The organism is Burkholderia sp. L-4 (assembly GCF_056856535.1).
Map to the genome: position 1 here is coordinate 242,785 of NZ_JBXEOX010000002.1, position 23,855 is coordinate 266,639.

Here is a 23,855-nt window from a genome sequence, read left to right on the forward strand (position 1 = left end):
ATGCGGCCGGGTCAGCGCGGCCGGGCGGATTCTCCGGCGGGCAACGACGCGGGTGTCGTGCCGCCCGGCCGGTTCGACGAACCGGCCGCCCATTGCCACGCCAGCAGGCCCGGCAGATAGAACAGCAAGTCGCGCACGCGGCGGGCGCCGGCCAGCGCCAGGCAGGTCGGCGGGTCGAACCCGAGCAGCCCGCCGAGCAGCACGAACCCGCCCTCCTGCACCCCCAGGCCGCCCGGCATCAGGAACGCGATGCTGCTCACCAGCTGGATCAGCGCCTCGATCGCGAGCGCCTGCGCAAACGTCGGATCGGCGCCGAGGAAATACAGCGCCAGCCAGATTTCCAGCGCGTAACCCGCGAACTGCAGCGTCTGCCAGATCGCCAGGTAGCGCACGACGACGCCCGTCTTTCTCCAGATCAACCGGATCGACTGATCGGTCCGCGCCGATTCGCCGACCAGCGCCACCACCTTGCCGCTCGTGACACGGTTGAGTACGCGCATCGCGCGCTCGAACGGCCGCGCATGCTGCACCAGCGCGAACAGCAGCAGCACCGGCACCAGCGCGGCCATCCCGATCGCGAGGTGCGCGGCCACCCGCGCGGCATCGGACGACACGCGTTCGAGCACGTAGCCGATCGCGACCAGTGCGAAGATCAGCTGACTGATCAGCGTCAGCTGCATGTCGGCGACGAGGCTCGCCACGACGGTCGCCGGACGCACGCCGGCCTGCCGCAGCAGGCCGAACGACACGATCTCGCCGCCGATGCGCGCGACCGGCAGCAACCCGTTGACCGATTCGCGGATCCACACGAGCTTCAGCATCGTCACGAACGACGGCCGGCGCGGGCCGCGGATCAGCATCCGCCAGTCCCACGCATTCGCGAGCATCGGCAGGATGTGCGCGAGCGCGGCGACCAGCAGCCCCGCGCCGGCGATCCGCAGGCGATGCAGGATATCGAGCGGATGTTCGCGCCAGATCAGCCACACCGCGAGCGCCAGCCCGCCGAGCGCGGCCGCGCGCCCCGCCTGCCGCAGCCGGGCGTCGCCGCGCGCGGCGCCCGGTTCCGCACGGGCGGCGTCGGTGTTGGTGCCGGTGGTCACGATTCAGCGGCCGGCGACAGCAGGCCTTCCCGGTCGACGCGAAAGCGCGTGCCGCGCCACACGACATGCGACGAAAAGAAGCTCGATACGAACACGACGAACTGGAGCAGATCGACGAACGGCAGCTGGAACGCGCCGCGCAGGCCCGCGCCGGTCGCGCGGCTTGTCTTCACCATCAGCAGCACCCGCGCGGCGAGTGCCGCGATCGTCAGCGCGCATGCGGCGGCCGCGCCGCCCGAGAACAGCAGCGCCAGCAGCGCGAGCGGCAGCGGGTGCATCAGCACCGACCCCGCATGACCGAGCCGGTCGGCCGCGCGAATCGTGCAGCTCCAGCGCAACTCGTGTGCGTACAACCGCGCGAACGTCTCCTCGACACACGCGTGCCCGACGACGAACGGCGGAATGACGACCTGCGCGCCCGCCTGCCGCACCGCCTCGCCGAGTGCGTGATCTTCCGCCAGGTGATGCGCGAAACGCGCCAGCCCGCCGATGCGTTCGAGCGTCTCGCGCGTGATCGCAATCGTCTGCCCGAAGCACGGCCGCGCGCGCCCGATGACGAGCCCGGTGATCACGCCCGGCAGGAAATGGTAGTTCGTCATCGCGACGGCGACGCCGGGCCAGAAGCCTGGCGACGCGACGCCGCGATACACGCTCGTCACGATGCCGACATCCGGCTGCTGTAGCGCGCCGACGACGGCGCGCAGATAATCGCGCTCGACCACCACGTCGCTATCGGCGAGACAGAGCACCGCATGCTCCGCATGTTCGAGCATGTTCACGAGATTGGCGATCTTGCGGTTCGGCCCGTACAGCCGCGCATCGGCGACGACCTTGATGTTCGCGTCCGGGTAGCGTGCGCGCAGCGTTTCGACGGCCGCGAGTGCCGCGTCGCCGGCATCGTGCACGCCGAACAGGTGCTGGATGGGCCCCGGATAATTCTGCACGAAGCCGCTTTCGAGATGCTGGACGAGATTCCATTCGTCGCCGTGCAGCGGCTTCGCGACGGTGACGCCCGGATACGCGCGCGGCTCCGCCGCCGCCCGGGAAAAGAACCGGCCGACCAGCACGCTGGCCGTGATCGTATACGCAATGCCCAGCACCACGCCCAGCCCGCAGACGATCGACATTGCCCCGGCCAGCGCGTGCAGCACATGCAGCAGAATCATGCTTCTCCCCAGTGGTGACCCGTACGACCGCGACGCCCGGGAACGGCGGCGCGCACGCGGGCTCACCCGTGCACGCCGCCGTATCGGTTCCCGTTGAGCCGGATATGAAGGACGACCCAGCGACGGTACGCGCAATCAGATGACACAACTACCGTGCGGCGATCGATACCGGTCATGCGCACATCGCCACATGCCAGCGCGGACCTGAACGCCGCGCCGGCAAGCTTGCGAACCGAAAGAATGGCGGCGGCGAGCGCCACGACGATCGAGAGGCGAAACGTCATCGTGGTAAAAAATGCTTCCGGTACGCGCCATGCAAGCAACGAGACCAGCACGAAACACTGGATGAACATGCCGGCCAGTGCGGCGATCAGCAGGTAGGCACGCCATCGCTCGATCGTCGAGGATGCCATCAGGATTGAACCTCCCGTACGGGCGACACGCATCGACCGTAGGTCGATCGAAAGGATCGCGGATTGACGGGCGGGTGCGTCCGGCTCGCGCCGCACGCACCCGCCCGGTTCGGGATCTGGGGAAACGGAGAACCGCCCGAGAAATGTCGTGGCCGATGGTAGCGGGATTAACGGCGCCAAACCTTAAGCGTTCTTCAGAATCGCGCGACATTCGCACGGGGTCCGATTACATTCCATTGCACGGCGCGCGTGGTCAGGCTCGTACAATCGCGCATGTCCGTACACGAATCGACCATGCGACTCCTCCTTGTTGAAGACGACGACCTGATCGGCAGCGGCCTCGAGATCAGCCTCAGCCAGGCCGGCTATCACGTCGACTGGTTGCGCGACGGTCATGCCGCCGCCACCGCACTCGCGACGACGCGCTTCGCGCTCGTCGTGCTCGATCTCGGCCTGCCCGGCAAATCGGGAACGGAACTGCTGCGCGCGCTGCGCGAGGCGGGCGAGACGGTCCCCGTGCTGGTGCTGACCGCGCGCGGCACCGTGGCCGACCGCGTGCGCGGCCTCGACGACGGCGCGGACGACTATCTCGCGAAGCCGTTCGAGCTGTCCGAAGTGCTCGCCCGCTGCCGCGCGCTCGTGCGGCGCTCGCAGGGCCGGGCCGGCGATGAAATCGTGTGGCGCGACATCACGATCGACCTCACCGCGCATACGGTGACGCGCGATGCGGCGCGCATCGCGCTCACGTCGCGCGAGTGGGCGATCCTCGTTCAGCTCGTCAGTCACCCGGGCGTTCCGCAGTCGCGCGCGCACCTCGAGGACAGCCTGTACGGCTGGCAGGAAGGCATCGAAAGCAATGCGATCGAGGTTCATGTTTCGAACCTGCGCAAGAAGCTCGGCGCGGAACTGATCCGCACCGTCCGCGGCATCGGCTACGTCGTCGACCTCCGATGATCGCGCGCTCGATACGACGCCGCGTGTCGCTGATGGCGATCGGCTGCGTGACCGTCGTCTGGCTCGTCGCCGTGTTCGGCAGCATCCACTACGCGACGCGCGAGATCGGCGAATGGGAAGACGCCCGTCTCGCCGAATACGCGTCGCTGCTGGTCAATCTCGCGCCGGCCGACCTCGACCGCCTCGCCCGCGTGCCGCCCGACGCACGGGTCGAACTCGCGTTCGGCGCGTCGGCGCACGGCGCCGCCAACGACGGCGATCGCTTGCCGCGCGATGTGCTGTTCGACGTGCGCGACGCGCAAGGCAACGTCGTTGCGTCGAGCCTGCCCGCGACCGCGGCAGCGTTGCCCGATGCGCGCGACCCGCTCGGTGCGCCGCGGACGATCGTCATCGGCGATACGCCGTGGCGCACGTACGCACTGCGCGACAGCACGTCGGGGCGCCGCGTGCGCGTGATGGAGACCGTCAATACGCGCAGCGACCTGGCGACCGGCATCGCGCGCGGCATCGTCCTGCCGTTGATCGTCGCGTTGCCGGTGCTCGCGCTGCTGCTCTGGGTCACGATCGCCCGCAGCCTCGCGCCGTTGAAGACCCTGTCCGCGCTGATCGGCGCGCGCGATGCGCGCTCGCTCGAACCGCTCGGCATCGCGACCGTGCCGGACGAAGTGCGCACGCTGGTCGACGCGATCGACCGCCTGATGGCGAGGCTGCGACAATCGATCGTGCGCGAGCGCGCGTTCACGTCCGACGCCGCGCACGAACTGAAGACGCCGCTCGCCGCGATCAAGGTGCAGGCGCAGGTGGCGATCGCGACCGACGATCCGGCGCACAAGCAGCTGGCGATGCAGCGCGTCGTGCAAGGCGTCGACCGCAGCGCGCGGCTCGCCGAGCAGTTGCTGCTGCTCGCCCGGCTCGACGAGTACGAACGCATTCCGACGCGCGCGGTCGTCGTGCGCGAACTCGTCGACGCCGCCATCGACCGCCATCTGGCGAAGGCCGCCGACAAGGACATCGCCATCGCGGCCGGCGGCCTCTCCACGCGCGCAATCGGTGCCGATCCGATCCTGATCGGCATCCTGCTCGACAATCTCGTCGACAACGCCGTCAAGTACGGCCGCCGTGGCGGGCGCATCGACATCGGCGTGTACGACGACGGCGCATGGCAACGCATCGTCGTGCGCGACGACGGGCCCGGTGTCGCGCCCGGCGAGCACGAACGGCTTGGCGACCGTTTCTATCGCGGCAGCGGTGCGCAGTCGCCCGGCAGCGGGCTCGGGCTGTCGATCGTCACCCGCATCGCGCAGTATTTCGGCGGCACCGTGCAGTTCGAGTCCGGCATCGGCGGGCAGGGCCTCGGCGTGGCGATCGCGCTGCCGTCGGCGGATGCGGACGGATCGACGCCGCGTGCTTAACGTTTCGTTAAGGATTCGACCGTAGAATCCCCCCAAAACCGTGTCCCCTTTCATCCGTCCGGAGTCTCCATGTCCGCACCCGCCCGTTATGACGCCGTCGCCCGTTTTCTTCACTGGCTGATCGTGGCGCTGATCGTCGCGCAATACGCGATCGGCTGGACGATGCCCGACGTGCATCGCGACACGCAACCGGTCGGCCTGATCGCCGCGCACCTGATCGTCGGCACGGCACTGCTCGCGGCGATGGCGTGCCGCGTGCTGTGGCGCGCGACGCATCGACCGCCTGCCAGCGACCTGTCGCCCGCGATGCGCGTGCTGTCGGGCGCCACGCATGGCGCGCTCTACGCGCTGCTGATCGCGGTGCCGCTGCTCGGCTGGATCAACGCGTCGTCGCGCGCGTGGGCCGTGACGCTGGTCGGCGTCATTCCGTTGCCGGCGCTATCGGCGGCCGGCTCCGGATTCGGGCACGCGATGGGCGACGTGCACGGCGTCCTCGCGTGGGTATTGTTCGCCGGCATCTGCCTGCACGTGGCGGCCGCGCTGTTGCACCGCTTCGTGCTGCGCGACCAGGTCGTGCAGCGCATGATGCCCTGGTGATCGACCTGCCGGCTCATCGGAGCCGGTCGACCCGCTGATCGCGACGCCGCGCGAAGCGGCGTGCAATCAGCGGCACGACAACCGGCGCCCTTCGGCCACGTCGCGTGGCGCGCAGAAGGGCATGCGGCTTGCCGCCCCGTGAACACGACGGCCGGACCTCACACACGATCACGTCGGCACCTAGTTGCTGGTTTGCACCGGCATGCCGGCAGCTGGCGCATGCGCGGCGGACGCCGCCATTCGCGCGCGATCCTGCTCGGCGAGCTTCGCCTCCGCGGCCTGGATGTCCGCCGGATACTCGCCGTCGTCGCCCTTCGCCGGGTCGTACCCGGCCGCTTCCAGACGCATCAGTTCGTCGCGAACCTGCGCGCGCGTCAGCGGCGCGGCCGCTTGCGCGAATGCCGACTGACCGACGATCGCGCCGATCATCGTCAGTAGTGCGATATATGTTCTCATCATGAACTCCTTCGATGTTGCATATCAATCAACCGCGGGGAATGCGTGACCTGCGGAGGCAGGCCGGTCAGTCAGCTGCCGAAATAGATCGTGCAGAAGCTCGCGGGGCCGACGCATGCGGCCGCGCGCGGATGCGACGGCATCGTCGCCGGCCTGCCGGCTTCGGACGACACGGCCGGATCGCCGCCGACCGCGGTGCTCGCCTGGCGCTGCGGCATCCGTTCGGCCTGTTGCCGGAACAGCGGGCTCACGTCCGGATACGACGTATCGGTCACGAAGCGCAACCCGTTGTGTTCCGCGTCGATCAGTTGTTGCGTGACCTGCGCGCGCGTCAGCGCCTGTGCCGACGCTTGCGTCGCGACACCCGCGACGGACATCGCCACCACCGTGGCGGCCACCAGCCAATGCGTATTCATGTTTCACTCCTTCAGAAGTCAACGAGACGACGTGCTACACCCGTATGACGACGGCCGGGCTGCGTTTATTCCCTGCCGGTCGATCCGCGCGCGGGGCGTCCGTCAAACTGTCATTCATTCGTCAGCCGGCGTAACCTGACGTAACGCAGCGCCCGTTGCGGATCGGGCAGACTGACGTCACCTTCTGCGGATCGCACCCCGATCGACCATGTCCGTCGCTTACGACTATGCAGCCGGCCTGCTGCGCACCCTGTACGACCGCCATCTCGATGGCGGCGCGGTGCTCGACACGGCCACGTTCCCGGACGCCGAACGTTTCGTGCGCGCATGGCCCGCGATCCGGGCCGAAGCGCTCGCCGTCGCGCGCGACATGCCGCGCATCCCGCGCTTTCACGAAATCATGCGCGAGCAGTACGACATCTCGGCCAACGATGCACGCGACTGGCGGATGTTCATCATGCAGGCGTACGGCCAGCGATTCCCGCGCAACCTGGCGCGCTGCCCGACCATCGCATCGATCGTCGCGGCCTCGCCGGACGTGCTGTCGGCGTCACTGTCGTTCCTCGCGCCCGGCAAGCACATCCCGCCGCATCGCGGGCCGTTTCGCGGCATCCTGCGCGGCTATCTCGTGCTGTCGATGCCGAAGCGCGCGGACGGCTCGCCGGCCGCGGTGCTGAAGGTCGACGGTCGCGAATACCGGCTCGACGAAGGCCGCTTCCTGCTGTGGGACGACACGTTCACGCACGAGGTGTGGAACGACAGCGAGGCAGTGCGCATCGTGCTGCTGCTCGACATCCGCCGGCGCGGCATGCCGCGCCTGCTCACGTGGCTGTCGAATGCGGTGATCGGCGTCGTGCGGCTCGGGATCCGGATCCGCGGGCGGTCGATTCCGGTCTAGTTCCAGCGCGCAAGCGGCGCGCATGCCGGCGCAGCGCCCCCTCCCCCGACTTTCGGCTTCCTGCGGATCGCCTACACTACAGACCGTCCCTTCCGCACGGCTCCTGACAGCCACCGCCATGGCGCACCTCTTCTTCGCCGCGTCGATCCAGCGGCATATCGAAACGCCCGAACGCGACCTCGACGCGCGCACGGTCGGCGAAGCGTTCGACACCGTTTTCAGCGAGCAGCCGCGGCTGCGCGGCTACATCCTCGACGACCAGGGCGCGCTGCGAAAGCATCTGTCGGTGTTCATCGACGGCCAGCCGATACGCGACCGGCAGCGCCTGTCCGATGCGCTCGACGACGCCAGCCGCGTGTATGTCGTCCAGGCGCTGACGGGCGGATAAAGGGACGGATGCATCGAACCGGACCCGGCGCCCGAACGCCGGGCCGCCCGCTCAGGAGACATCGCACATGAACGATCGACTGCTCGTCGCCACCCGCAAGGGCCTGTTCATCCTGCATCCCGACGGGGGCGGCGGCTGGACGCCCGGCGAACCGCACTTCATCGGCGAACCCGTCAGCATGGTGCTCGCCGACCCGCGCGACGGCACGCTGTATGCGGCGCTCAACCTCGGCCACTTCGGCGTGAAGCTGCATCGGCTGCGCGCCGGCGCCGCCGACTGGGAAGAATGCGCGGTCCCCGTCTACCCGCCGCGACCGGCCGACGCCGTGCCCACCGGCACCGGCGACGCGGACGACGAGCCGTCCGGCACGCCGCAGCCGCCGTGGACGCTTCAGCAGATCTGGTCGCTCGAAGCCGGCGGCGCGGACGAGCCGGGCGTGCTGTGGGCCGGCACGATTCCCGGCGGGCTGTTCCGCTCCGACGACCACGGCGATTCGTGGGTACTCAACCGCGCGCTGTGGGATCGCCCCGAGCGCGCCGAATGGGGCGGCGGCGGGTACGATGCGCCGGGCATCCACTCGGTGATGGTCGATCCGCGCGACAGCCGGCACGTGACGGTCGGCATCTCGTGCGGCGGCGTCTGGCAGACCGCGGACGGCGGCGCGACGTGGCGCGTGACCGCGCAAGGCATGGAAGCCGACTACATGCCGCCCGAGCGGCGCGGCGAGCCGAACGCGCAGGATCCGCACCGCGTCGTGCAATGCGCGGCCGATCCGGACGTGCTGTGGACACAGCACCACTGCGCGATCTTCCGCTCGACCGACGGCGCCGAGCACTGGCGGCGAATCGACGCGCAACCGTCGAGCTTCGGCTTCGCGGTGGCCGTGCATCCGCGCGAACCGGACACCGCCTGGTTCGTGCCGGCCGTGAAGGATGCCTGCCGCATTCCGGTGAACGGCCGGCTCGTCGTCACGCGCACGCGCGACGGCGGGCAAAGTTTCGAAAGCCTGTCGAACGGATTGCCGGCCGCGCCGGCCTACGACCTCGTGTACCGGCACGGGCTCGCGGTGGACGATGCCGGCATGCGCCTCGCGATGGCGTCGACGACCGGCGGGTTATGGACCTCCGCCGACGGCGGCGACCACTGGCGTCAGGTATCCGCACATTTGCCGCCGGTCTATTGCGTCAGCTTCGGGTAACGACGCGACGGTCGCCGGGCGCCATCCGCGCGACCGCCGCGCGCGTCTGCGCGATTTCCGCGTCGAGCCAGTCGAGAAACCGAGCGATCTGCGGCTCGCGCTCGCGCCCGGGACGGCACAGTGCGACGAAACGCGCGCCGTCGAGCCGCACCGAAGGCTCGATCGGCATCAGCGCGCCGCGCTCGACATGCTCGGCGGCCAGCACCGAACTCAGCAACGCGACACCCTGCCCGTGCAGCACGGCCTGCAACGCGTAATGCTCGTCGTCGTAATGGCGAAACACCGCGCGTTCGAGCCACGTTTCGCGGCCGGCCGCGCGACACCACGACGCCCAGTCGACCGACACGGGCAGCGGGGTATCCCACACGGTCTCGATCAAGTCGAGCGGCTCGTCGGTGCGATGCGCATCGAAGCCGGTGGCCGCAAATGCGCCGAAATACTCGTCGATCAACGCGATCTCGTGCAGCGCGGGAAACGTGCGCGACGTCGCGCGAATCGCCAGATCGATCCGCGCCTCGCGTTCGAGATCGACGAGCGTGTTGCCGGTCTCGACCTTGATGTGCAGGTGCGGATCGATGCGGCGAAACGCGCCGAGACGCGGGATCAGCCACATCGCCGCGAAGGCGGGCGTGGTGGTCAGCACGAGCGGGCGCTCGCCGGAAGTATCGGGCCGCAACGCATCCAGCCCGCGGCTGAGCGCGAGCAACGCATCGTGGCTCGCTCGAAACAGTTGCGCGCCTTCCTCCGTCAGCCGTACGCCGCTCGCGCCGCGCTCGAACAGCAGCACGCCGAGCCGGCTTTCGAGCGACTTGATCTGATGCGACACGGCGGCCGGCGTCACGGCCAGTTCGTCCGCGGCGGCCTTGAACGTGCCGAGCCGCGCCGACGACTCGAATACACGCAATGCGGTCAGGGGGATTTTCGAGAACACGGGGCCTCGCGGGCCGGATACGGCCGGGTTGAATTCGATTCAATCCGGGTGAGATTAGGTGAATTGAAGCGGGTGTGCAACGCGGCTAGCCTTGCGGGACGTCGCGGCACACCGCCCCGACGATTACCGTCCAACCGGAGAAACACCGTGCAAGGCCTACCGCGCAGAATCACGCAGGCGGTGCTCTACGAAGCGATCGCCATCTCCTGCATCTCGCCCGCGATCGCCGCGATCTTCAGCCAGGACCTCGTCTATTCGGGCGCGCTGTCGGCGACGATGTCGGCGATCGCGCTGCTGTGGAACATGATCTTCAATGCGCTGTTCGAGCGCTGGGAAGCGTCGCGCCGACAGCCGTCGCGTACGCTCGGGCGGCGGCTCCTGCATGCGACCGGATTCGAAGGCGGGCTCATCTTCATGCTCGTGCCGGTCGTGTCGTGGTGGCTCGACATCTCGTGGTTCGACGCGTTCGTCGTCGATATCGGGTTGTTCGCGTTCTTCTTCTGCTACGCGTTCGTGTTCCAGTGGGCGTTCGATCGCGTGTTCGACGTGCCGGCGGCGACGAAGGCGTCGTGAGCCGGACGCTTACGCACCGGCCGCGATTTTCGGCAGTTGCCAGCCGAAGCGCACCGCCGCCATCCGTAGCGCGAAACAGCCAAGGCCGCCGAGCACGGCCGCCACGACGGGCGGACACCCGAGTCGCCTGCACGACACGACGACGACCGCGCCGAGCAGTGCCGCGCTCGCATAGATATCCGTAACCAGTACGACCGGTATCCGCGCGAGCAGCACATCGCGTACGACACCGCCCCCGCATCCGGTCACGGCGCCCATCAGCGTCGCGATGAACGGATGGACGCGGAATTCGAGCGCCTTCACCGCCCCCGCGACCGCGAACAACGCCAGGCCGGCCGCATCGAGCGTCGTGAGCAGCGACGGCGAGAACGCGGCGACCCGCGCATGAAAGACGAACGCGAACAGGCCTGACGCGAACGCGAGGGCCGGATAACGCCAGTCGCTGACGGCGCTGGGCGGCCGTGCGCCGATCAGCAGGTCGCGGATCACGCCGCCGCCGAGCGCGACGACGAGCGACAGCACCATCACGCCGAACAGGTCGAGTCCCGCGCCGATCGCCGCATTGGCGCCCTCGATCGCAAACACCGCCGTGCCCGCGAGGTCGGCGGCGAGCACGATGTGCTCGATGCGCTTCATGCGAATGAATGGCCGAAGCGCTGCATCGTCCGGTTGCAGCGTGTGTCGCCCGAAGCGGCCGCGCCGTTCGGCCGCGTGCCGGCCGCGTATTGCCATCCGGATGCATCAGGCGCAGTACGGATCATTGCCGTCTCCTCGATCGGGGATCGAGCAGTCTAGCGCATCGTCGGGCAACCGTCTGGCGGCTCGCGGCGCGGGCAGCAAAAAGCCCGACGCGTCATGCTCAAGGCACGCCGAGCTACGCCTTCGGCAGGCAGACCCGGCTTGCCGTCGAGCGCCGTCACGCCCGCGAGCCACTTGCCGAGCGCTTGCGGGTTCGCCTTCAGCCATGCGGCGGCGGCCTTGCTCGAGTAGACGGCGACGACGCCCTACCTGAGCGGCGCGAACCCGTATTGCGACGGATGCCCGGCCAGAATCCAGTCCGGATACGCATCGATACACGCGCGCTCGATGCAATCCGACACGCGTTGCGGCGCGTCGGCCTGCACGAGATCAATCGGGGGGAAGATCCGATGGTCGAACCGGCCAGCCGCAAATTCGAGATGGAACGGCACCAGCACCGCACCGGCGCGCGCGCCGATCCTGAACACGCCACGGTGAATCCGCGCCGGCCGCCCAAACATCGCGACCTCGATCGTCTCCATCGGAAAGCGCTGCATCAGGTACGGCGGCGCATCGGCGAACACCACGGCAACGCCGTTTCGTCGCAGCGCGTGCAAGACGCGCAGCCCGAGCGCATTGCGATTGACTTCGTCGTAGGTGTGCAACACGCGCACGTTCGGCATCAGCGTCGACTCGAAACCGCCATACGTTTCCCGCGCGATGCCCGATACGACTGCGATCTCGGACAATTGCAGCGCGTCGCGCAACGCATCGATCACGATCACGTTCGCAAACTGCGACACGTAATGAAACGGCGACACGATCACGGGACGGCCGCCCGATTCGTCGCGAATCCGGGCGATCGCTCGAGCCAGCGCTTGCGTGGCCGCTTCGAGGCCCGGCCATTCGACATCGCGGCCGGCAGCGCGTTCGGCATGCAGGCGCCGATCCATCAGGCGCTCGAATTCGCCTGCCGCCATCGTCCGCCAGATGTGCGCACGGGTGAGCGCGACGTGGTCGCGCCCCCACTCGTAGCGCAACCGGCCCGCCCAGCGGGTGCGTGGGCTGCCGAGACTCCGCAAGACCCACACAGCCAGCGCCAACCGCTCGAGCCCGCGGCCCGACAGGCGCAGCAGCCATCGATCGCGCCAGCCGAGGCGTCGCTGCCGCTTATCGGCCATCGCCGGTCAACCATCCGTTGATCCGCGCGACGTCGTCGAAATCCAGCGACGCGACACCGGATTTCAACGCGAGGTACGCGGCAAGCATGTCGTAGTGCGCACCCAGCCGCGCCTTGCGGCTCGCAAAAAGTGCCTCGCTCGCTCGCAGCACATCGAGGTTGGAACGACTGCCGACCCGGTAGCCGATCCGCGTCGCGTCGAGCGTTCGCTCGTTGGCCCGCACGAGGCGGCCAAGGAGTTCGCCGCGCTCGCGTGCCCAGTGCAGCCGCTGGAAGGCGTCGAGCGTGTCGGCCCCCGCCTGCCGGGTGGCTGCCTGCAGCGCGCTGCGCGCCTTGTCCTCACCCGCCAACGCTTGCCCGAGGCGCGCCTGGATGTCACCGCCCGTCAGCAGCGGGATCGATATCGTCACCATCGCGGTCGTCGTGGTCGTCGGCTGCGCGAAACCCGATGCCGCACCCGCCGGCGTGTGGCTGCCCGTCAGATTCACGACGGGATACCGTTGCGCGCGTACTCGGCGAGCCTCATCCCGCGCGTCGCGCACGGCGAGTTCGCCGATCTGGACCGGATAGCCCTTCTGCTCCGCTTGGGCAATCCAATACCCGGCGTCATCCGGATCGAGCCGCAACGCGGGCGTTTCGTCCGGCACGCGCGCGAACGGGCCGAGCGGCCGGCCGATCAGCGTTTCGACAATCCGGCGACGCGAATCGACGGCCTGCCGCGCGTCGATCTGCTGCAGTCGCGCCGCATCGAGCTGCGCCTGCGCCTCGCGTACGTCGATCAGCGTCGCCTCTCCGGCCGCCCGTCGGTGCACGGTGATCTCGTGCTGTTCGGCAACCGCCGCCACATACTCCGTCGCGCGCATCAATTCGTCGGTCGCCGCCAGAACGTCGAAATACGCACGCCCGGCGCGCAGCATCAGCGCCTGCTGCGCACGCGCATAGGTCAGTTCCGCCTTGGCGGCCGCCGTTCCCGCCTGCCGATAGGCGATCCAGCGTTCCCAGTCGAACAGCGGCTGCGTCAACGATACCGTCCAGCCGTTCTGCCAGTAATGCATCGACGGAACGTTCCGCGTCGCGATCCGGTTGTACGTGCGTCCCCAGCCCGCATCGATCCGCGGCAACAGCGCGGCGCGCGCGCGCGGCACACCGAGACGGCCGATTTCGACATCCGAGCGCACGCCGGCGAGTTCCGCGTCGTAATCGAGCGCGCTGGTCACGACCGACATCAGGTCGTCCGCAAGCGCGTGCGGCGACACGTATGCGAGCACCGCCGCGACGAGGATCCGTCCGATCGTCATGCCGCCCGCTCGCCATTGGCAATGCCCGGCACGAGCACGCCATCCACGAGTTCGTAACAGCGCTCGAACGTGGCGGCGAGCGAGCGATCGTGAGTGATCACGACGACCGTTCGATCGATACGCTGCAACAACGCCGCGATACGCTGAACCGACGCGGCGTCGAGGTTCGACGTCGGCTCGTCGAGCAGCATCAGCTCGGCCGGCTGATACAGTGCGCGCGCGAGCAGCAGGCGCTGCCGCTGCCCCGCCGAGATGTTCGCGATCGAATCGCTGATGATCGTGCGCGTGCGCATCGGCAAGCGCATCACGTCGTCCAGCAGGCCGACCTCGTCGAGCAGACGGTTGATGCGCGCAGGGTCGACATTTGCGCTGAACAGCGACACGTTGTCGGCGATCGATCCGCGCAGGATCAGGTCGCCCTGCCGCATCTGCGTCATGTGCCGGCGGATTTCGTCGACCTCGAGATTCGCGTAGCGCACGCCGTTCAGCCATACGTCGCCATGCTGCGGGTGTTCGGCCGCGCACAGCAGCTTGAAGACCGTCGACTTCCCGCATCCGGACGGCCCCACGATCGCGATGCGGTCGCCGCGCCGGATATCGAGACTCACGCCAGTCAACACGCGACGGTCCGACGCCCCATATGCAAACGAAACATTGCTCATCTCGATCGATTCGAAGCACCGCGTCTCGGCCGCGCGGCCGATCTGCTCCAGCGGCGTATAGCGCTCCGGCTCGCCGTCGACGATATCGGCGACCCGGGCGACCGGCACCGTCAGCATCAGGCGCGCGAACAGCGCGTTGATCGCCTGCGCGAGCCGCTCCGACGCGAGCGACTTGTAGATCATGAACGAATAGAACACGCCGACCGAAATCTTGCCGTCGAGCATCAGTCCGGCCGACAGCCAGGTAATCGCGACGACGTCCGCATAGTCGACGAATTTCAACACTGCGTCGCGCCAGGCCGTGAGCTTCGCGCTCCGCAGCATCGTCGCCGCGCACGCCTTGAATTTCGCCATGTAAATCGCCGTGCGCCGCACTTCGCCCGACGCGAGCTTGATCACCGGAGCCCCCCGGATCGTCTCGAACAGCAAGTCCTCGCATTCGGCCGTCCGTTCGAGCACCAGCATGTGCGCATCACGCATCGGCCGATACAGCGCGAATGCCGCGCCGACATACGTTGCGAATATGCCAAGCGCGACGCCGGCCAGCAGCGGGCTCTGCGCGAGCATCAGCAGCACCGCGATGCCGCCGACCGCGAGATCGATCCGCAGCGAGATCGCGGTGCGCACTGCGAATTCGTTGATTTCATCCTGTGACTTGACGCGCGCGAACAGGTCGCCGACGTTGCGCTTCTCGAAATACGGAATCGGGTGGCGCAGCAATTGCCCGATCAGCCCTTCGGTCATGTTCACGTTGACGAGCGTATGAACCAGCGCGGTCAGATACGACTCCACGAAGCGGCTGAACGTCCCGATCGCGAAAATGCTCGCGAATGTCAGCGTGAGAATCCGCAGCAGATTCCGGTTGTCGCTGGTCACGATCTGGTCGAGCACCAGGTTGCCGAAATACGGCATGGCCAGGATCGCGCACTGGCTTCCAAGCGCAACGAACAGCAGTTTGCCGATTTGCCCGCGCAACTGCGGGTTCAGCGCTCTCACGCGCTCGAGCGCGGCCGGCACGCGCGAACGTGCGCGAATGCGCGGCAAGCCCGGCGTCGGCGCACATTCGAGCAAATAGCCGGACACGCTCGACAGGAACATGTCGAGCGCGACGCGGCGTCGCCCGACTGCCGGATCGATCACCTGCACATGGCCGCGGCGAACGCGCTCGAAGACGACGAAATGCGCGCCGCCGAAATGGATGATCGAGCCGGGCCGGATGTCGGCCAGATCGCCGGCGTCGAACCGATACGCCTGCACCGCCAGCCCGAAATCGGTCGCGACGTCGTAAAGGTCCATCAGCGTCAGCCCGTGCGACGACACCGGACGACGCGCGGCAATCTCGCGTACTTCGGTCGCGCGCCCGAGATGGCTCAGCACCATCGCCAGGCATGCATATCCGCAGTCCGCGACTTCATTCTGGTAAATCACGCGCACGCGTCAACTCCGGATCATCTGGAACAGCGGTTCGAATACCCACTCGGCGATCGAACGGCGCTCGACGACGACGCTCGCGGTGCCATGCATGCCCGGAAGGATCCGCAGCGGCTCGCGGGGCGAGCCGAACGTCGCGCTGCGCACCGTCGCCCACGCCATGTAATCGGTCGGTCGCGCACCGGTGGGCGCCGACGACGGCGACGAAGCCGTGACCGCGGTCATCGTCGTGCCGGAAATCGAGTCGATGCGCGCGGCGACACTGCCGAAGCGGGCATAGGGGAACGCGTCGAGCTTGATGCGGACCGTCTGCCCTTCCCGCACAAACCCGCGTTGCCGCGACGGAATGCGCAGTGCGGCGGACAGCGACGGTTTCGGGCTGGTCGAAATCACGATCGCGACGTCGTCGGACGCGAGCGCATTCCCCGGCACGAGGCCCGAAAACGTCACGATGCCGTCGTTCGGCGCCGATACGGTGATGTCCCGCCGCGCCGCCTCGTAACGCACCAGAATGTCCTGCACTTCACGATCGCGCTGCGCATGCAGTTCCCGGACCTGCGCGTCGAGTTCGCGGCGGCTACCGCGCAAGGTTTCGAGATCGGCAAGCAGCGCCTGATGCCGGGCATCTCCCTGGGCAATCTCCGCTTCGTTCTGACGGACCTCGATGCGTGCCTGCTCGATGCGATCGGCAATGACGTAGTCGGCGGCGCCTTCGACACGGGCAAGCCTGCGCCGCGCGTCGTCGGCCATCTGCCGCAAGCGGTGCTGCCGATCGCCGAGTGCGTCGAGTTCGCGCATGCGCGCCGCCTCCGTGCGTCCGGCCGCCTGCATGCGAGCCTGCAGCGCGGCGATGCGATCGTCGAATTGCGCGTTCGTCGCGGCCGTCTGCCTGTCGCGCGACGCTTCGTCGAAGACCGGCCTTGGGCGGCCGTCGGCGGACAACGTCAGGTCGCGTGCCAGCCGGAACAGCGGCTGCCCTTTTCGCACCGGGGTGGCCGACGCCACGTACACAGCCGTCACGAGCCCCTCATGACCTGTAATCCTGACATCGAACGGCGACACGATTTCGCACGGCACGTCCCGCTTGAGTTCGATTTCCTGAACACATGCAAAGACAATGCCCGCGCCGACGATGGCCGACGCGCAGTATGCGATCCAGCGCCACGACACATCCGCGAAGCGCGGCAGTTTTCCAGCTTCCCAATCCAATTTCGATGTTCCGGATGTCGGGCCGCCCGCGCGGCCCGGCAGCCTGTCGACCGACTCGCGGCGACAGGCCGCGTGCAGGGCGGAACCCGGTGCGACGCATCACGCGGCATACGTGCCGTGCATGAACGCGCCGGCGTGATGCCGGCGACGGAGTGGCAGCGGAACTGCGCGAACCGTCGACCGGTTCGCGACAGCCGGGAATCAGCGCTACGGCCGAATCGTCACGCCGCCACCGCCGGTGGGCGGCGTCGTGGTCGGCGGCGTCGTGGTGGGCGGCGTGGCGGTAGGCTGCGGCGCCGAGCGTGTGTTCTTTGTCGGCGTGCTCCGCCGCTTGCAGCAACCTCCCGCCAGTTGCGATTGCGCGAGCGTCGTGCGATCGATTTTTTTCATCTTCCCTGCTCCTTGGGTTGAAAACGATTTGGCCAACCATGCCGCGGCCACGGGGCGCTGCACATCACTGGTACGACATCGTGAACGTCGCGAGACCGTTGGCCGTGCCGGCCTTGATGTCCGACGCCGTGCGGATGTAGCGCGCCGAGAACGGCACTTCGTAAATCGTGTTGCTGACCGTGCCGATCACGACCTGGTTCGGATTGCCGGCGACGGACGAATCGGGGCCGAACGAGATCGGCCGTGCGTCGGACAATATCTGGATGCCGAAGCCGCGCGCGGTCGAATCGCTCGTCAGCGACAACACATTCGAACGGTTGTTCGGCGACGAGACGTCGGTGAAGGTCACCGCAATCCTCGACGACACGCCCCGGCAATCGATCGAGATACCGAGCGGAACCGCGGACGCCGCACTGCCGACCCCGCCGAACATGTGCGCGCCGATCCGGCCGAAGCGTACGTTCACTTTGCTCGACGTCACGGTGCAGCTCTGAGATGCGACGCTCACTTGCGGCGTCGACAGCGTGACCGTCGACGCGGCCAGACCGCCGATGCGCTGCGTGAAGAGCAGCCCGCCGGCAATCACCGCGTTGTGCGGCACGTCGCCCGTCTTGACGAGTTCCAGCACGACCGGCGTGCCCAGATAGACGTAGCACTTGCCGCTCGCCGGATAGCCGCACCGCGACGCGGTATTGAAGACCGACACCGGTATGGTGTAAGAACCGGTGTCCGGCGCATAGCCGTCCGCTTCGAGGCGCAACCGGTAGCCGATGCCCCGGGTACCTGTCGGAATGATGCCGTTGGACGATTGCACCCCCGATCCGCTCTGGTTTTCGACGGTTGTCCCCGTCGTACAGTAGACGCCGACCGGCTTCGACTGATTGAACGAATAGGTGTATCGCGCGCTCGTGATGACGGTACCCGCTGGCGCATCGCGCGGCACCGTGACGCTCGCCGGCAGCGACAGCGATACGCGATAGACGCCGCCCGTGCCGAGCTCGCAGGCGGCCATCGCTCGCGACGGCAGGCATGCAAACACCAGCAGCGCCACGCCGGCGCAGAAGCCGGGCAGGCAGCGGCACGCCGCCGGGACAAATGACATACGCTTCAGCGTGTTGCCACGACTTTCGTCGTTCACTGCAATTCCCCTTCGATGCATGATCGACTCCGCGAGCCGCCGACGCCACTGCCACGTCAGCCTCGCCAAGATATTCAGGGACCATGTATGTCGTTCGCCGCAGCCCAGCGTGAGATGTCGTTTCGCGTCTTTTCCGACGCACGACAAGATGCGGCCCGTCCGATCTTCGTCGGTCGACTGCAAACGAAATCGCTACCCGATCCTCGACAGGAACATGGCCGGTTGCACAAGGCGCCCGCAAGCATCGACCGAGTCATGTTGCCGTCCGCCTTGTGAACTAGGCGTTATTCTCATGCCCGGCTACGTCGAAGCCAATCGGACAAGTCAGAAATATCGCGACAAAGTGCGCGGGCGGAACACGCGTCGATCGGCGGATTGCCGTGTTTTATTTTTTGACGCGGGTAACGGTCAACCGGACGCTTCGCAAAACGTCACTGGACGCGGGAAGCGGCGCCGCGGGACCGGATCGTCACGGTGCCGCGCATGCGAAAAAACGCCCGCCCCGGTTTCCCGGAGGCGGGCGCTTGCAGCCCGAACCTGCAAACCACCTTCAATGCACGCCGAGATACGCCTTCACCGCCGGCAGACCCGGCTTGCCGTCGAGCGTCGTCACGCCGGCGAGCCACTTGTCGAGCGCCTGCGGGTTCGCCTTCAGGTACTCGGCGGCCGCCTTGTTCGGGTCTTCCTTGTTCATGATCGGCAACATCACGTGGTTCTCGATCGTCGTCGTGAACTGGAGGTTCGACACGAACTTCGCGACGTTCGGGCAGCGCTGCGCATAGTCGGGCGGCGTGGCCGTCAGCACCTTCGCTTCGCCGTAGTTCGGGCCGAACACGTCGTCGCTGCCGCTCAGGTAGTCGATCTTCATCTGCACGTTCATCGGATGCGGTTCCCAGCCGAGGAACACGATCCACTGCTTGTCGCGGATCGCACGATTCACTTCGACCAGCATCCCGGCCTCGCTCGACTCGACCATCTTGAACTTGCCGAGGCCGAACTTGTTGCCGTCGATCATCTTCTTGATCAGCAGGTTGCCGTCGTTGCCCGGCTCGATCCCGTAGATCTTGCCGTTGAGCTTGTCCGCGTACTTCTGGATGTCCGCGAACGACTTCAGGCCGCCCTGGTACACGTAGTCGGGCACCGCGAGCGTGTATTTCGCGCCGGTCAGGTTCGGCGTCGCCAGCACCTTGATCGTGCCGGCCTTCGTGAACGGCTGGATGATCGGGTCCATCGTCGGCGACCAGTAGCCGAGGAACACGTCGATCTGCTTGCTCTTGATCCCGGCGAACGTGATCGGCACCGAGGCGATCGTCTTCGTCGGGTTGTAGCCGAGGCCCTGCAGCATCGTCGACGCGAGGCCCGTGGTCGCCGCGATGTCGGACCAGCCGACATCCGCGAAGCGCACGTTCTTGCATACGGGCGGATCGGCCGCATAAACGGCCGACATCGGCGCGGTTACCCCGATTCCGCACACCGCTGCGATCAATAGGCGCTTCATCTTGCTTCTCCTCAAAGTGATGTCGTTTGCTTGAATGCGGGATCGTTTATTGAAGCCGCGCGCCGCGATCCCGGCGACGTCGCGGACCGAATGTTGCGTGGCGGCGCCGTTCAGCGCCCCGGCAACCGTCGCTCGTAGCTCGGCGCATGGCCGAACTGCGCACGGTAGGCCTTGCTGAAATGACACGGCGAATGAAAGCCGCAGACCGTCGTCACGCGCGCGATCGACGCGTCGGTCGTGCGCAGCAGGTCGCGCGCGCGCTTCAGGCGCAGCGTCAGGTAATAGTGGGTCGGCGACACGTTCAGGTACACCTTGAACATCCGCTGCAGGTGCCGCTGCGACAGCCGCACGAGCCGCGCGAGTTCCTCGAGCGACAGCGGCTCCTCGATGTTCGCCTCCATCAGCCGCACGACCTCGATCAGCTCCGCGCGCGAGAAGCCGACGCGCGCATCGACCGGAATCGGCTGCGTGTCGGTCGAACTGCGGATGCGCTCCAGGATGAACTGCTCGGACACCTGCGCGGCCAGTTGCTGGCCGAAGCGCATGCCGACGAGGTTCAGCATCAGGTCGAGCGGCGCGGTGCCGCCCGTGCAGGTCAGCCGGTCGCGGTCGACGACGAACAGCTCGTCGGCGAAACCGACCTGCGGAAACTCCGAATGCAGCGCGGACAGGTTCTCCCAGTGCACGGTGCAGCGATAGCCGTCGAGCAGCCCGCTCGACATCAGCGCGTACGCGCCCGTGCAGATGCCGCCGAGCGGCAGCCCGCGCTCGGCAAGCGCCGCGAGCGTATCGCGCGCGCCCTCGTCGACCACGTCGCGGATGCGGATGCCGCCGCACACGATCATCACGTCGGGCAGGTTCTCGTAGTCGAGCGCCTGCGTGGGCCGCACCGCGATGCCGTTGCTGGCATGCGCGGGCGCGCCGTCGAGCGAGTAGATCGACCACTGGTAATGGTCGGCACGCCCGACGTAGTTCGCCATCCGAAGCACCTCGACCGCGCTCGAGAACGCGATCATCGAGAAGTTCGGCAGCGTCAGGAAGCCGAAATGGGCGAGGGACGAAACCGGTGAAACGCAGGCGGCGGGCGCCACAGCGACGGCAGACGTCACATCGGTCTCCTGGCGAGGAGGTTGCAGGGGGCCAGCCCCGCGGCTCGGGCCGCGGAAGCCGTCATCTGTTCAGGGTGAGCGGCCGGCGGGTGTACCGGCCGCCGGAGATCAGGCCTGTGCGGGCGCGGTCTTCACGCGAAAGAGCTGCTTGAGACCGGCGAACAGCGGCGCCTTCACCGTGCCCGGCGCACGGCCGAAGCTTTCGGTGATGCGGTCGAGAATGATCGCGAGCAGCACGACCGACAGACCGCTTTCGAAACCGAGGCCGATGTCGAGGCGCTGGATACTCGCGAGCACGTCGTTGCCGAGACCGCCCGCGCCGACCATCGACGCAATGATCACCATCGACAGCGCCATCATGATCGTCTGGTTCACGCCCTGCATGATCGACGGCAGCGCGTTCGGGAACTGAACCTTGTACAGCAGCTGCCAGGGCGTGCAACCGAAGGCCTGGCCGGCTTCGACGATCTCGCGGTTCACGTGGCGGATACCGAGGCTCGTCAGGCGCACCGCCGGCGGCATCGCGAAGATCACCGTCGACAGGATCCCCGGCACGCGGCCGAGACCGAACAGCATCGCGGCCGGAATCAGGTAGACGAAGGCCGGCATCGTCTGCATCAGGTCGAGGATCGGGCGCACGATCGCGGCGACCCACTTGCTCTTCGCGGCCCAGATGCCGAGCGGAATGCCGAGCACGAGGCTGATGATCGTCGACGACAGCGTGAGGCCGAGCGTGATGATGGTCTGATCCCAGAAGCCGGTGGCAAAGATCAGCAGCAGCGACGCGGTGGTGAACAGCGCGAAGCGCCAGCCCACCCGCCACAGTCCGACGCCGATGAAGATCGCCATCATCAACCACATCGGGATCGCCTGCAGGCCATGCTCGACGAATGCGGCGAGCCCCTCGATCGCTTGACCGATCGCGTCGAACGTCTTCGCGTCGTGGTCGAGCAGGTAGTGAACGGACTGGTCGACCCAGGTACCGAGCGGAATCATTTCAGACATGGGAACCTCGCGAACGCGTGATGGCTTTCAGGATGAGCGCACGATCGACCGAGCCGCAGTAGCAGCCGTCGTCGTCCACGACGGGCAGCGCATTCGGGCTCGCGACCACACGTGCGACGACATGTTCGAGCGACGCGTCGTGCCGGATGCTTTCGATCGGCCGCACCGACGGCGTGTCCTGGCCGATCGCTTCGCGCGTGACGAAGCCGCGGATCTTGCGCTGGGCGTCGAGCACGAACGCATAGTCGGCACTGCCGTTCAGCGTCGCCGCGACGTTCGCGGCATCGCACTTCGACACGATCGGCACGGCGCCCGTCTGCATCAGGTCGCCGGCCGTCAGGTAGCGGCTCGTGTCGATGCCGTCGAAGAACGCGCGGACGTAATCGTCGGCCGGGTTCGCGATGATGTCCTGCGGCGTGCCGACCTGCACGAGCCGGCCGCCTTCCATGATCGCGATGCGGTTGCCGATGCGCAGCGCTTCCTCCAGATCGTGCGACACGAACATGATCGTGCGGCGCTGTTCCTTCTGCAGTTGCAGCAACACGTCCTGCATTTCGCGGCGCTTGAGCGGATCGAGCGCGGAGAACGCCTCGTCCATGATCATCAGCGACGGGTTCACGGCCAGCGCGCGGGCCAGGCCGACGCGCTGCTGCATCCCGCCCGACAGCTCGGACGGCAGCTTGTGCGAGAACGGCGCGAGGCCGACCTGCTCGAGCACTTCCATCGCCCGGCGCTCACGCTCCTTCTTGCCGACGCCGGCGACCTCCAGGCCGAATGCGGCATTCGACACCACGGTGCGATGCGGCATCAGCGCGAACGACTGGAACACCATGCTCATGTCCTTGCGGCGCAGCGCGGTCAGCGCCGAGCGGCGCGCCGATGCGACGTCGAGCCCGTCGATCATCACCTTGCCGGCGCTTGGATCGACCAGCCGGTTCACGAGGCGGATCAACGTGGACTTGCCGGAGCCGGACAGGCCCATCAGCACAAAAATTTCGCCTTCCTGCACATCGAAGGAGACGTTGTGCACGCCGACGACCTGACCGGTGCGCTTGAGCACATCGTCTTTCGTCGCGCCGGCGGCGAGCATGTCGAGCGCCTGCTGCGGGTTGCTTCCAAACACCTTGCACAGACCTTCGACCACGACCTTGGGGGCATCCATCGAAACCTTCTCCTCGTGTAGCGGGGACTCGCGCTTGTCATAGCGTGCCTACATAGTTGCCAGAAAAAACCCCGACCTGCCGACGAATTACGACAAACGCTTGCGCAAATACGACACACCCTCCAGCCCCGCCTGGCGGGCCGCGCCGCGCGGCGGCACCCGATTGCGGCGGTGCAATACGCGCACACCCAGCAACGACGGGCATCCCCCGCCGGACTTGTGCGCAGCAGCGCGGCACGCATCGCATGAGTTTTTGCGCCAACGCGCCTCGGCCGCGCGTCGCTTTGCGACAAATCCGCGTCCGATCCGGCGGCGCTCTGTTCAGACGAAAACATCCATCGCATTCACCGGTAAAAAGCATGACCGTGCAAAAAGCCGCGCGACGACACCTGACGGCGCACGCCGCGATACCGCGCCCACCCCGGAAATCCGCGACGGTCCGCTGTGTTACATTCCCCGCAAGCACGTTGAGCGCGACGTCGCCGCGGGCCTTTCGCACGAGAGGCCACCCACGCGGCACGCGCCTGCCGGTT

At 67.4% G+C, this 23,855-nt stretch carries 23 protein-coding genes and 2 pseudogenes; 7 read left to right on the forward strand and 18 right to left on the reverse strand.

Annotated elements, in window-relative coordinates:
• Positions 1 to 11 precede the first annotated feature (11 nt).
• The 3 genes from AC1VVG_RS17865 to AC1VVG_RS17875 all read right to left on the reverse strand — a co-directional run bounded on the left by AC1VVG_RS17865 (position 12) and on the right by AC1VVG_RS17875 (position 2,679).
• Positions 12 to 1,100: a lysylphosphatidylglycerol synthase domain-containing protein gene (locus AC1VVG_RS17865; protein WP_482835965.1), complete on the reverse strand. Its 1,089-nt coding sequence runs from the start codon at positions 1,098 to 1,100 to the stop codon at positions 12 to 14.
• Positions 1,097 to 2,266: a bacteriohopanetetrol glucosamine biosynthesis glycosyltransferase HpnI gene (gene hpnI, locus AC1VVG_RS17870; protein WP_080287712.1), complete on the reverse strand. Its 1,170-nt coding sequence runs from the start codon at positions 2,264 to 2,266 to the stop codon at positions 1,097 to 1,099. The genes AC1VVG_RS17865 and hpnI overlap by 4 nt, the downstream gene beginning before the upstream one ends.
• Positions 2,267 to 2,328: 62 nt before the next feature.
• A complete protein-coding gene (locus AC1VVG_RS17875) occupies positions 2,329 to 2,679 on the reverse strand; it encodes a hypothetical protein (RefSeq protein ID WP_049029880.1) in 351 nt (116 codons plus the stop codon).
• A 294-nt stretch (positions 2,680 to 2,973) separates the two neighbouring features.
• Here AC1VVG_RS17875 and AC1VVG_RS17880 point away from each other — a divergent pair, with 294 nt between their 5' ends.
• The 3 genes from AC1VVG_RS17880 to AC1VVG_RS17890 all read left to right on the forward strand — a co-directional run bounded on the left by AC1VVG_RS17880 (position 2,974) and on the right by AC1VVG_RS17890 (position 5,642).
• A complete protein-coding gene (locus AC1VVG_RS17880; protein WP_034186018.1) occupies positions 2,974 to 3,633 on the forward strand; it encodes a response regulator in 660 nt (219 codons plus the stop codon).
• Positions 3,630 to 5,045 carry an ATP-binding protein gene (locus AC1VVG_RS17885; protein WP_059556938.1) on the forward strand — a complete coding sequence of 472 codons (1,416 nt, stop codon included), beginning with the start codon at positions 3,630 to 3,632 and terminating at the stop codon, positions 5,043 to 5,045. The genes AC1VVG_RS17880 and AC1VVG_RS17885 overlap by 4 nt, the downstream gene beginning before the upstream one ends.
• A gap of 69 nt (positions 5,046 to 5,114) precedes the next feature.
• Positions 5,115 to 5,642, forward strand: a complete 528-nt coding sequence (locus AC1VVG_RS17890; RefSeq protein WP_034186016.1) for a cytochrome b — start codon at positions 5,115 to 5,117, stop codon at positions 5,640 to 5,642.
• A 180-nt stretch (positions 5,643 to 5,822) separates the two neighbouring features.
• Here the strand turns inward: AC1VVG_RS17890 and AC1VVG_RS17895 are convergent, their stop codons facing one another.
• A complete protein-coding gene (locus tag AC1VVG_RS17895) occupies positions 5,823 to 6,098 on the reverse strand; it encodes a DUF4148 domain-containing protein (protein ID WP_034186202.1) in 276 nt (91 codons plus the stop codon).
• Between the two features lie 71 nt (positions 6,099 to 6,169).
• Positions 6,170 to 6,514 carry a DUF4148 domain-containing protein gene (locus tag AC1VVG_RS17900; protein WP_124607561.1) on the reverse strand — a complete coding sequence of 115 codons (345 nt, stop codon included), beginning with the start codon at positions 6,512 to 6,514 and terminating at the stop codon, positions 6,170 to 6,172.
• Positions 6,515 to 6,722: 208 nt separating this feature from the next.
• On the opposite strand from AC1VVG_RS17900, the gene AC1VVG_RS17905 reads away from it, so the two are divergent.
• The 3 genes from AC1VVG_RS17905 to AC1VVG_RS17915 all read left to right on the forward strand — a co-directional run bounded on the left by AC1VVG_RS17905 (position 6,723) and on the right by AC1VVG_RS17915 (position 8,998).
• Positions 6,723 to 7,412 (forward strand): aspartyl/asparaginyl beta-hydroxylase domain-containing protein, encoded by a 690-nt coding sequence (locus AC1VVG_RS17905; protein ID WP_034186014.1) that lies wholly within the window; start codon positions 6,723 to 6,725, stop codon positions 7,410 to 7,412.
• Positions 7,413 to 7,530: 118 nt separating this feature from the next.
• A complete protein-coding gene (locus AC1VVG_RS17910; protein WP_034186013.1) occupies positions 7,531 to 7,800 on the forward strand; it encodes a MoaD/ThiS family protein in 270 nt (89 codons plus the stop codon).
• A 67-nt stretch (positions 7,801 to 7,867) separates the two neighbouring features.
• Entirely contained in the window at positions 7,868 to 8,998 is a 1,131-nt protein-coding gene (locus tag AC1VVG_RS17915) for a WD40/YVTN/BNR-like repeat-containing protein (protein WP_049035331.1), read from the forward strand.
• Here the strand turns inward: AC1VVG_RS17915 and AC1VVG_RS17920 are convergent.
• A complete protein-coding gene (locus tag AC1VVG_RS17920; protein WP_482835966.1) occupies positions 8,985 to 9,929 on the reverse strand; it encodes a LysR substrate-binding domain-containing protein in 945 nt (314 codons plus the stop codon). The genes AC1VVG_RS17915 and AC1VVG_RS17920 overlap by 14 nt on opposite strands.
• A gap of 147 nt (positions 9,930 to 10,076) precedes the next feature.
• Between AC1VVG_RS17920 and AC1VVG_RS17925 the strand changes: the two genes are divergently transcribed.
• Positions 10,077 to 10,502, forward strand: a complete 426-nt coding sequence (locus AC1VVG_RS17925; protein ID WP_482835967.1) for a PACE efflux transporter — start codon at positions 10,077 to 10,079, stop codon at positions 10,500 to 10,502.
• Positions 10,503 to 10,511: 9 nt separating this feature from the next.
• On the opposite strand, the gene AC1VVG_RS17930 is transcribed toward AC1VVG_RS17925, so the two are convergent.
• The 12 genes and pseudogenes from AC1VVG_RS17930 to AC1VVG_RS17985 form a co-directional block, all read right to left on the reverse strand.
• Positions 10,512 to 11,138 carry a trimeric intracellular cation channel family protein gene (locus tag AC1VVG_RS17930; protein WP_059556941.1) on the reverse strand — a complete coding sequence of 209 codons (627 nt, stop codon included), beginning with the start codon at positions 11,136 to 11,138 and terminating at the stop codon, positions 10,512 to 10,514.
• A 248-nt stretch (positions 11,139 to 11,386) separates the two neighbouring features.
• Positions 11,387 to 11,485: pseudogene (locus AC1VVG_RS17935) on the reverse strand (glycine/betaine ABC transporter substrate-binding protein); the annotation flags it as partial.
• Between the two features lie 21 nt (positions 11,486 to 11,506).
• The gene (locus AC1VVG_RS17940) at positions 11,507 to 12,421 is read right to left on the reverse strand and encodes a hypothetical protein (RefSeq protein WP_226103930.1); all 915 of its coding nucleotides are present in this window, start codon (positions 12,419 to 12,421) and stop codon (positions 11,507 to 11,509) included.
• Positions 12,411 to 13,718 (reverse strand): TolC family outer membrane protein, encoded by a 1,308-nt coding sequence (locus AC1VVG_RS17945; RefSeq protein WP_482835968.1) that lies wholly within the window; start codon positions 13,716 to 13,718, stop codon positions 12,411 to 12,413. Before AC1VVG_RS17945 ends, AC1VVG_RS17940 begins: the two co-directional genes overlap by 11 nt.
• A complete protein-coding gene (locus AC1VVG_RS17950; protein WP_482835969.1) occupies positions 13,715 to 15,814 on the reverse strand; it encodes a peptidase domain-containing ABC transporter in 2,100 nt (699 codons plus the stop codon). The genes AC1VVG_RS17945 and AC1VVG_RS17950 overlap by 4 nt, the downstream gene beginning before the upstream one ends.
• 3 nt (positions 15,815 to 15,817) lie before the next feature.
• A complete protein-coding gene (locus tag AC1VVG_RS17955; RefSeq protein WP_482835970.1) occupies positions 15,818 to 17,020 on the reverse strand; it encodes an HlyD family secretion protein in 1,203 nt (400 codons plus the stop codon).
• Between the two features lie 207 nt (positions 17,021 to 17,227).
• Positions 17,228 to 17,410 (reverse strand): hypothetical protein, encoded by a 183-nt coding sequence (locus tag AC1VVG_RS17960; RefSeq protein ID WP_049035325.1) that lies wholly within the window; start codon positions 17,408 to 17,410, stop codon positions 17,228 to 17,230.
• A gap of 64 nt (positions 17,411 to 17,474) precedes the next feature.
• Positions 17,475 to 18,512: a fimbrial protein gene (locus AC1VVG_RS17965; RefSeq protein ID WP_482835971.1), complete on the reverse strand. Its 1,038-nt coding sequence runs from the start codon at positions 18,510 to 18,512 to the stop codon at positions 17,475 to 17,477.
• A gap of 586 nt (positions 18,513 to 19,098) precedes the next feature.
• A complete protein-coding gene (locus tag AC1VVG_RS17970; RefSeq protein WP_482835972.1) occupies positions 19,099 to 20,046 on the reverse strand; it encodes a choline ABC transporter substrate-binding protein in 948 nt (315 codons plus the stop codon).
• Positions 20,047 to 20,156: 110 nt separating this feature from the next.
• Entirely contained in the window at positions 20,157 to 21,155 is a 999-nt protein-coding gene (locus AC1VVG_RS17975; RefSeq protein WP_034186005.1) for a GlxA family transcriptional regulator, read from the reverse strand.
• A gap of 108 nt (positions 21,156 to 21,263) precedes the next feature.
• Positions 21,264 to 22,160, reverse strand: coding sequence for a choline ABC transporter permease subunit (choW, locus tag AC1VVG_RS17980; protein WP_034186004.1), 897 nt, complete (start codon positions 22,158 to 22,160; stop codon positions 21,264 to 21,266).
• Positions 22,153 to 23,444 (reverse strand): annotated as a pseudogene (locus AC1VVG_RS17985) (quaternary amine ABC transporter ATP-binding protein); the annotation flags it as partial. The gene choW and the pseudogene AC1VVG_RS17985, both read right to left, overlap by 8 nt.
• Positions 23,445 to 23,855 lie beyond the last annotated feature (411 nt).

What these genes read in the sequence shown, in the direction of transcription:
- hpnI (WP_080287712.1), bottom strand. Translation starts at nt 2,266, where the DNA reads ATGATTCTGCTGCATGTGCTGCACGCGCTGGCCGGGGCAATGTCGATC.
- AC1VVG_RS17875 (WP_049029880.1), bottom strand. Translation starts at nt 2,679, where the DNA reads ATGGCATCCTCGACGATCGAGCGATGGCGTGCCTACCTGCTGATCGCC.
- AC1VVG_RS17880 (WP_034186018.1), top strand. Translation starts at nt 2,974, where the DNA reads ATGCGACTCCTCCTTGTTGAAGACGACGACCTGATCGGCAGCGGCCTC.
- AC1VVG_RS17885 (WP_059556938.1), top strand. Translation starts at nt 3,630, where the DNA reads ATGATCGCGCGCTCGATACGACGCCGCGTGTCGCTGATGGCGATCGGC.
- AC1VVG_RS17890 (WP_034186016.1), top strand. Translation starts at nt 5,115, where the DNA reads ATGTCCGCACCCGCCCGTTATGACGCCGTCGCCCGTTTTCTTCACTGG.
- AC1VVG_RS17895 (WP_034186202.1), bottom strand. Translation starts at nt 6,098, where the DNA reads ATGAGAACATATATCGCACTACTGACGATGATCGGCGCGATCGTCGGT.
- AC1VVG_RS17900 (WP_124607561.1), bottom strand. Translation starts at nt 6,514, where the DNA reads ATGAATACGCATTGGCTGGTGGCCGCCACGGTGGTGGCGATGTCCGTC.
- AC1VVG_RS17905 (WP_034186014.1), top strand. Translation starts at nt 6,723, where the DNA reads ATGTCCGTCGCTTACGACTATGCAGCCGGCCTGCTGCGCACCCTGTAC.
- AC1VVG_RS17910 (WP_034186013.1), top strand. Translation starts at nt 7,531, where the DNA reads ATGGCGCACCTCTTCTTCGCCGCGTCGATCCAGCGGCATATCGAAACG.
- AC1VVG_RS17915 (WP_049035331.1), top strand. Translation starts at nt 7,868, where the DNA reads ATGAACGATCGACTGCTCGTCGCCACCCGCAAGGGCCTGTTCATCCTG.
- AC1VVG_RS17930 (WP_059556941.1), bottom strand. Translation starts at nt 11,138, where the DNA reads ATGAAGCGCATCGAGCACATCGTGCTCGCCGCCGACCTCGCGGGCACG.
- AC1VVG_RS17940 (WP_226103930.1), bottom strand. Translation starts at nt 12,421, where the DNA reads ATGGCCGATAAGCGGCAGCGACGCCTCGGCTGGCGCGATCGATGGCTG.
- AC1VVG_RS17945 (WP_482835968.1), bottom strand. Translation starts at nt 13,718, where the DNA reads ATGACGATCGGACGGATCCTCGTCGCGGCGGTGCTCGCATACGTGTCG.
- AC1VVG_RS17960 (WP_049035325.1), bottom strand. Translation starts at nt 17,410, where the DNA reads ATGAAAAAAATCGATCGCACGACGCTCGCGCAATCGCAACTGGCGGGA.
- AC1VVG_RS17965 (WP_482835971.1), bottom strand. Translation starts at nt 18,512, where the DNA reads ATGTCATTTGTCCCGGCGGCGTGCCGCTGCCTGCCCGGCTTCTGCGCC.
- AC1VVG_RS17970 (WP_482835972.1), bottom strand. Translation starts at nt 20,046, where the DNA reads ATGAAGCGCCTATTGATCGCAGCGGTGTGCGGAATCGGGGTAACCGCG.
- choW (WP_034186004.1), bottom strand. Translation starts at nt 22,160, where the DNA reads ATGTCTGAAATGATTCCGCTCGGTACCTGGGTCGACCAGTCCGTTCAC.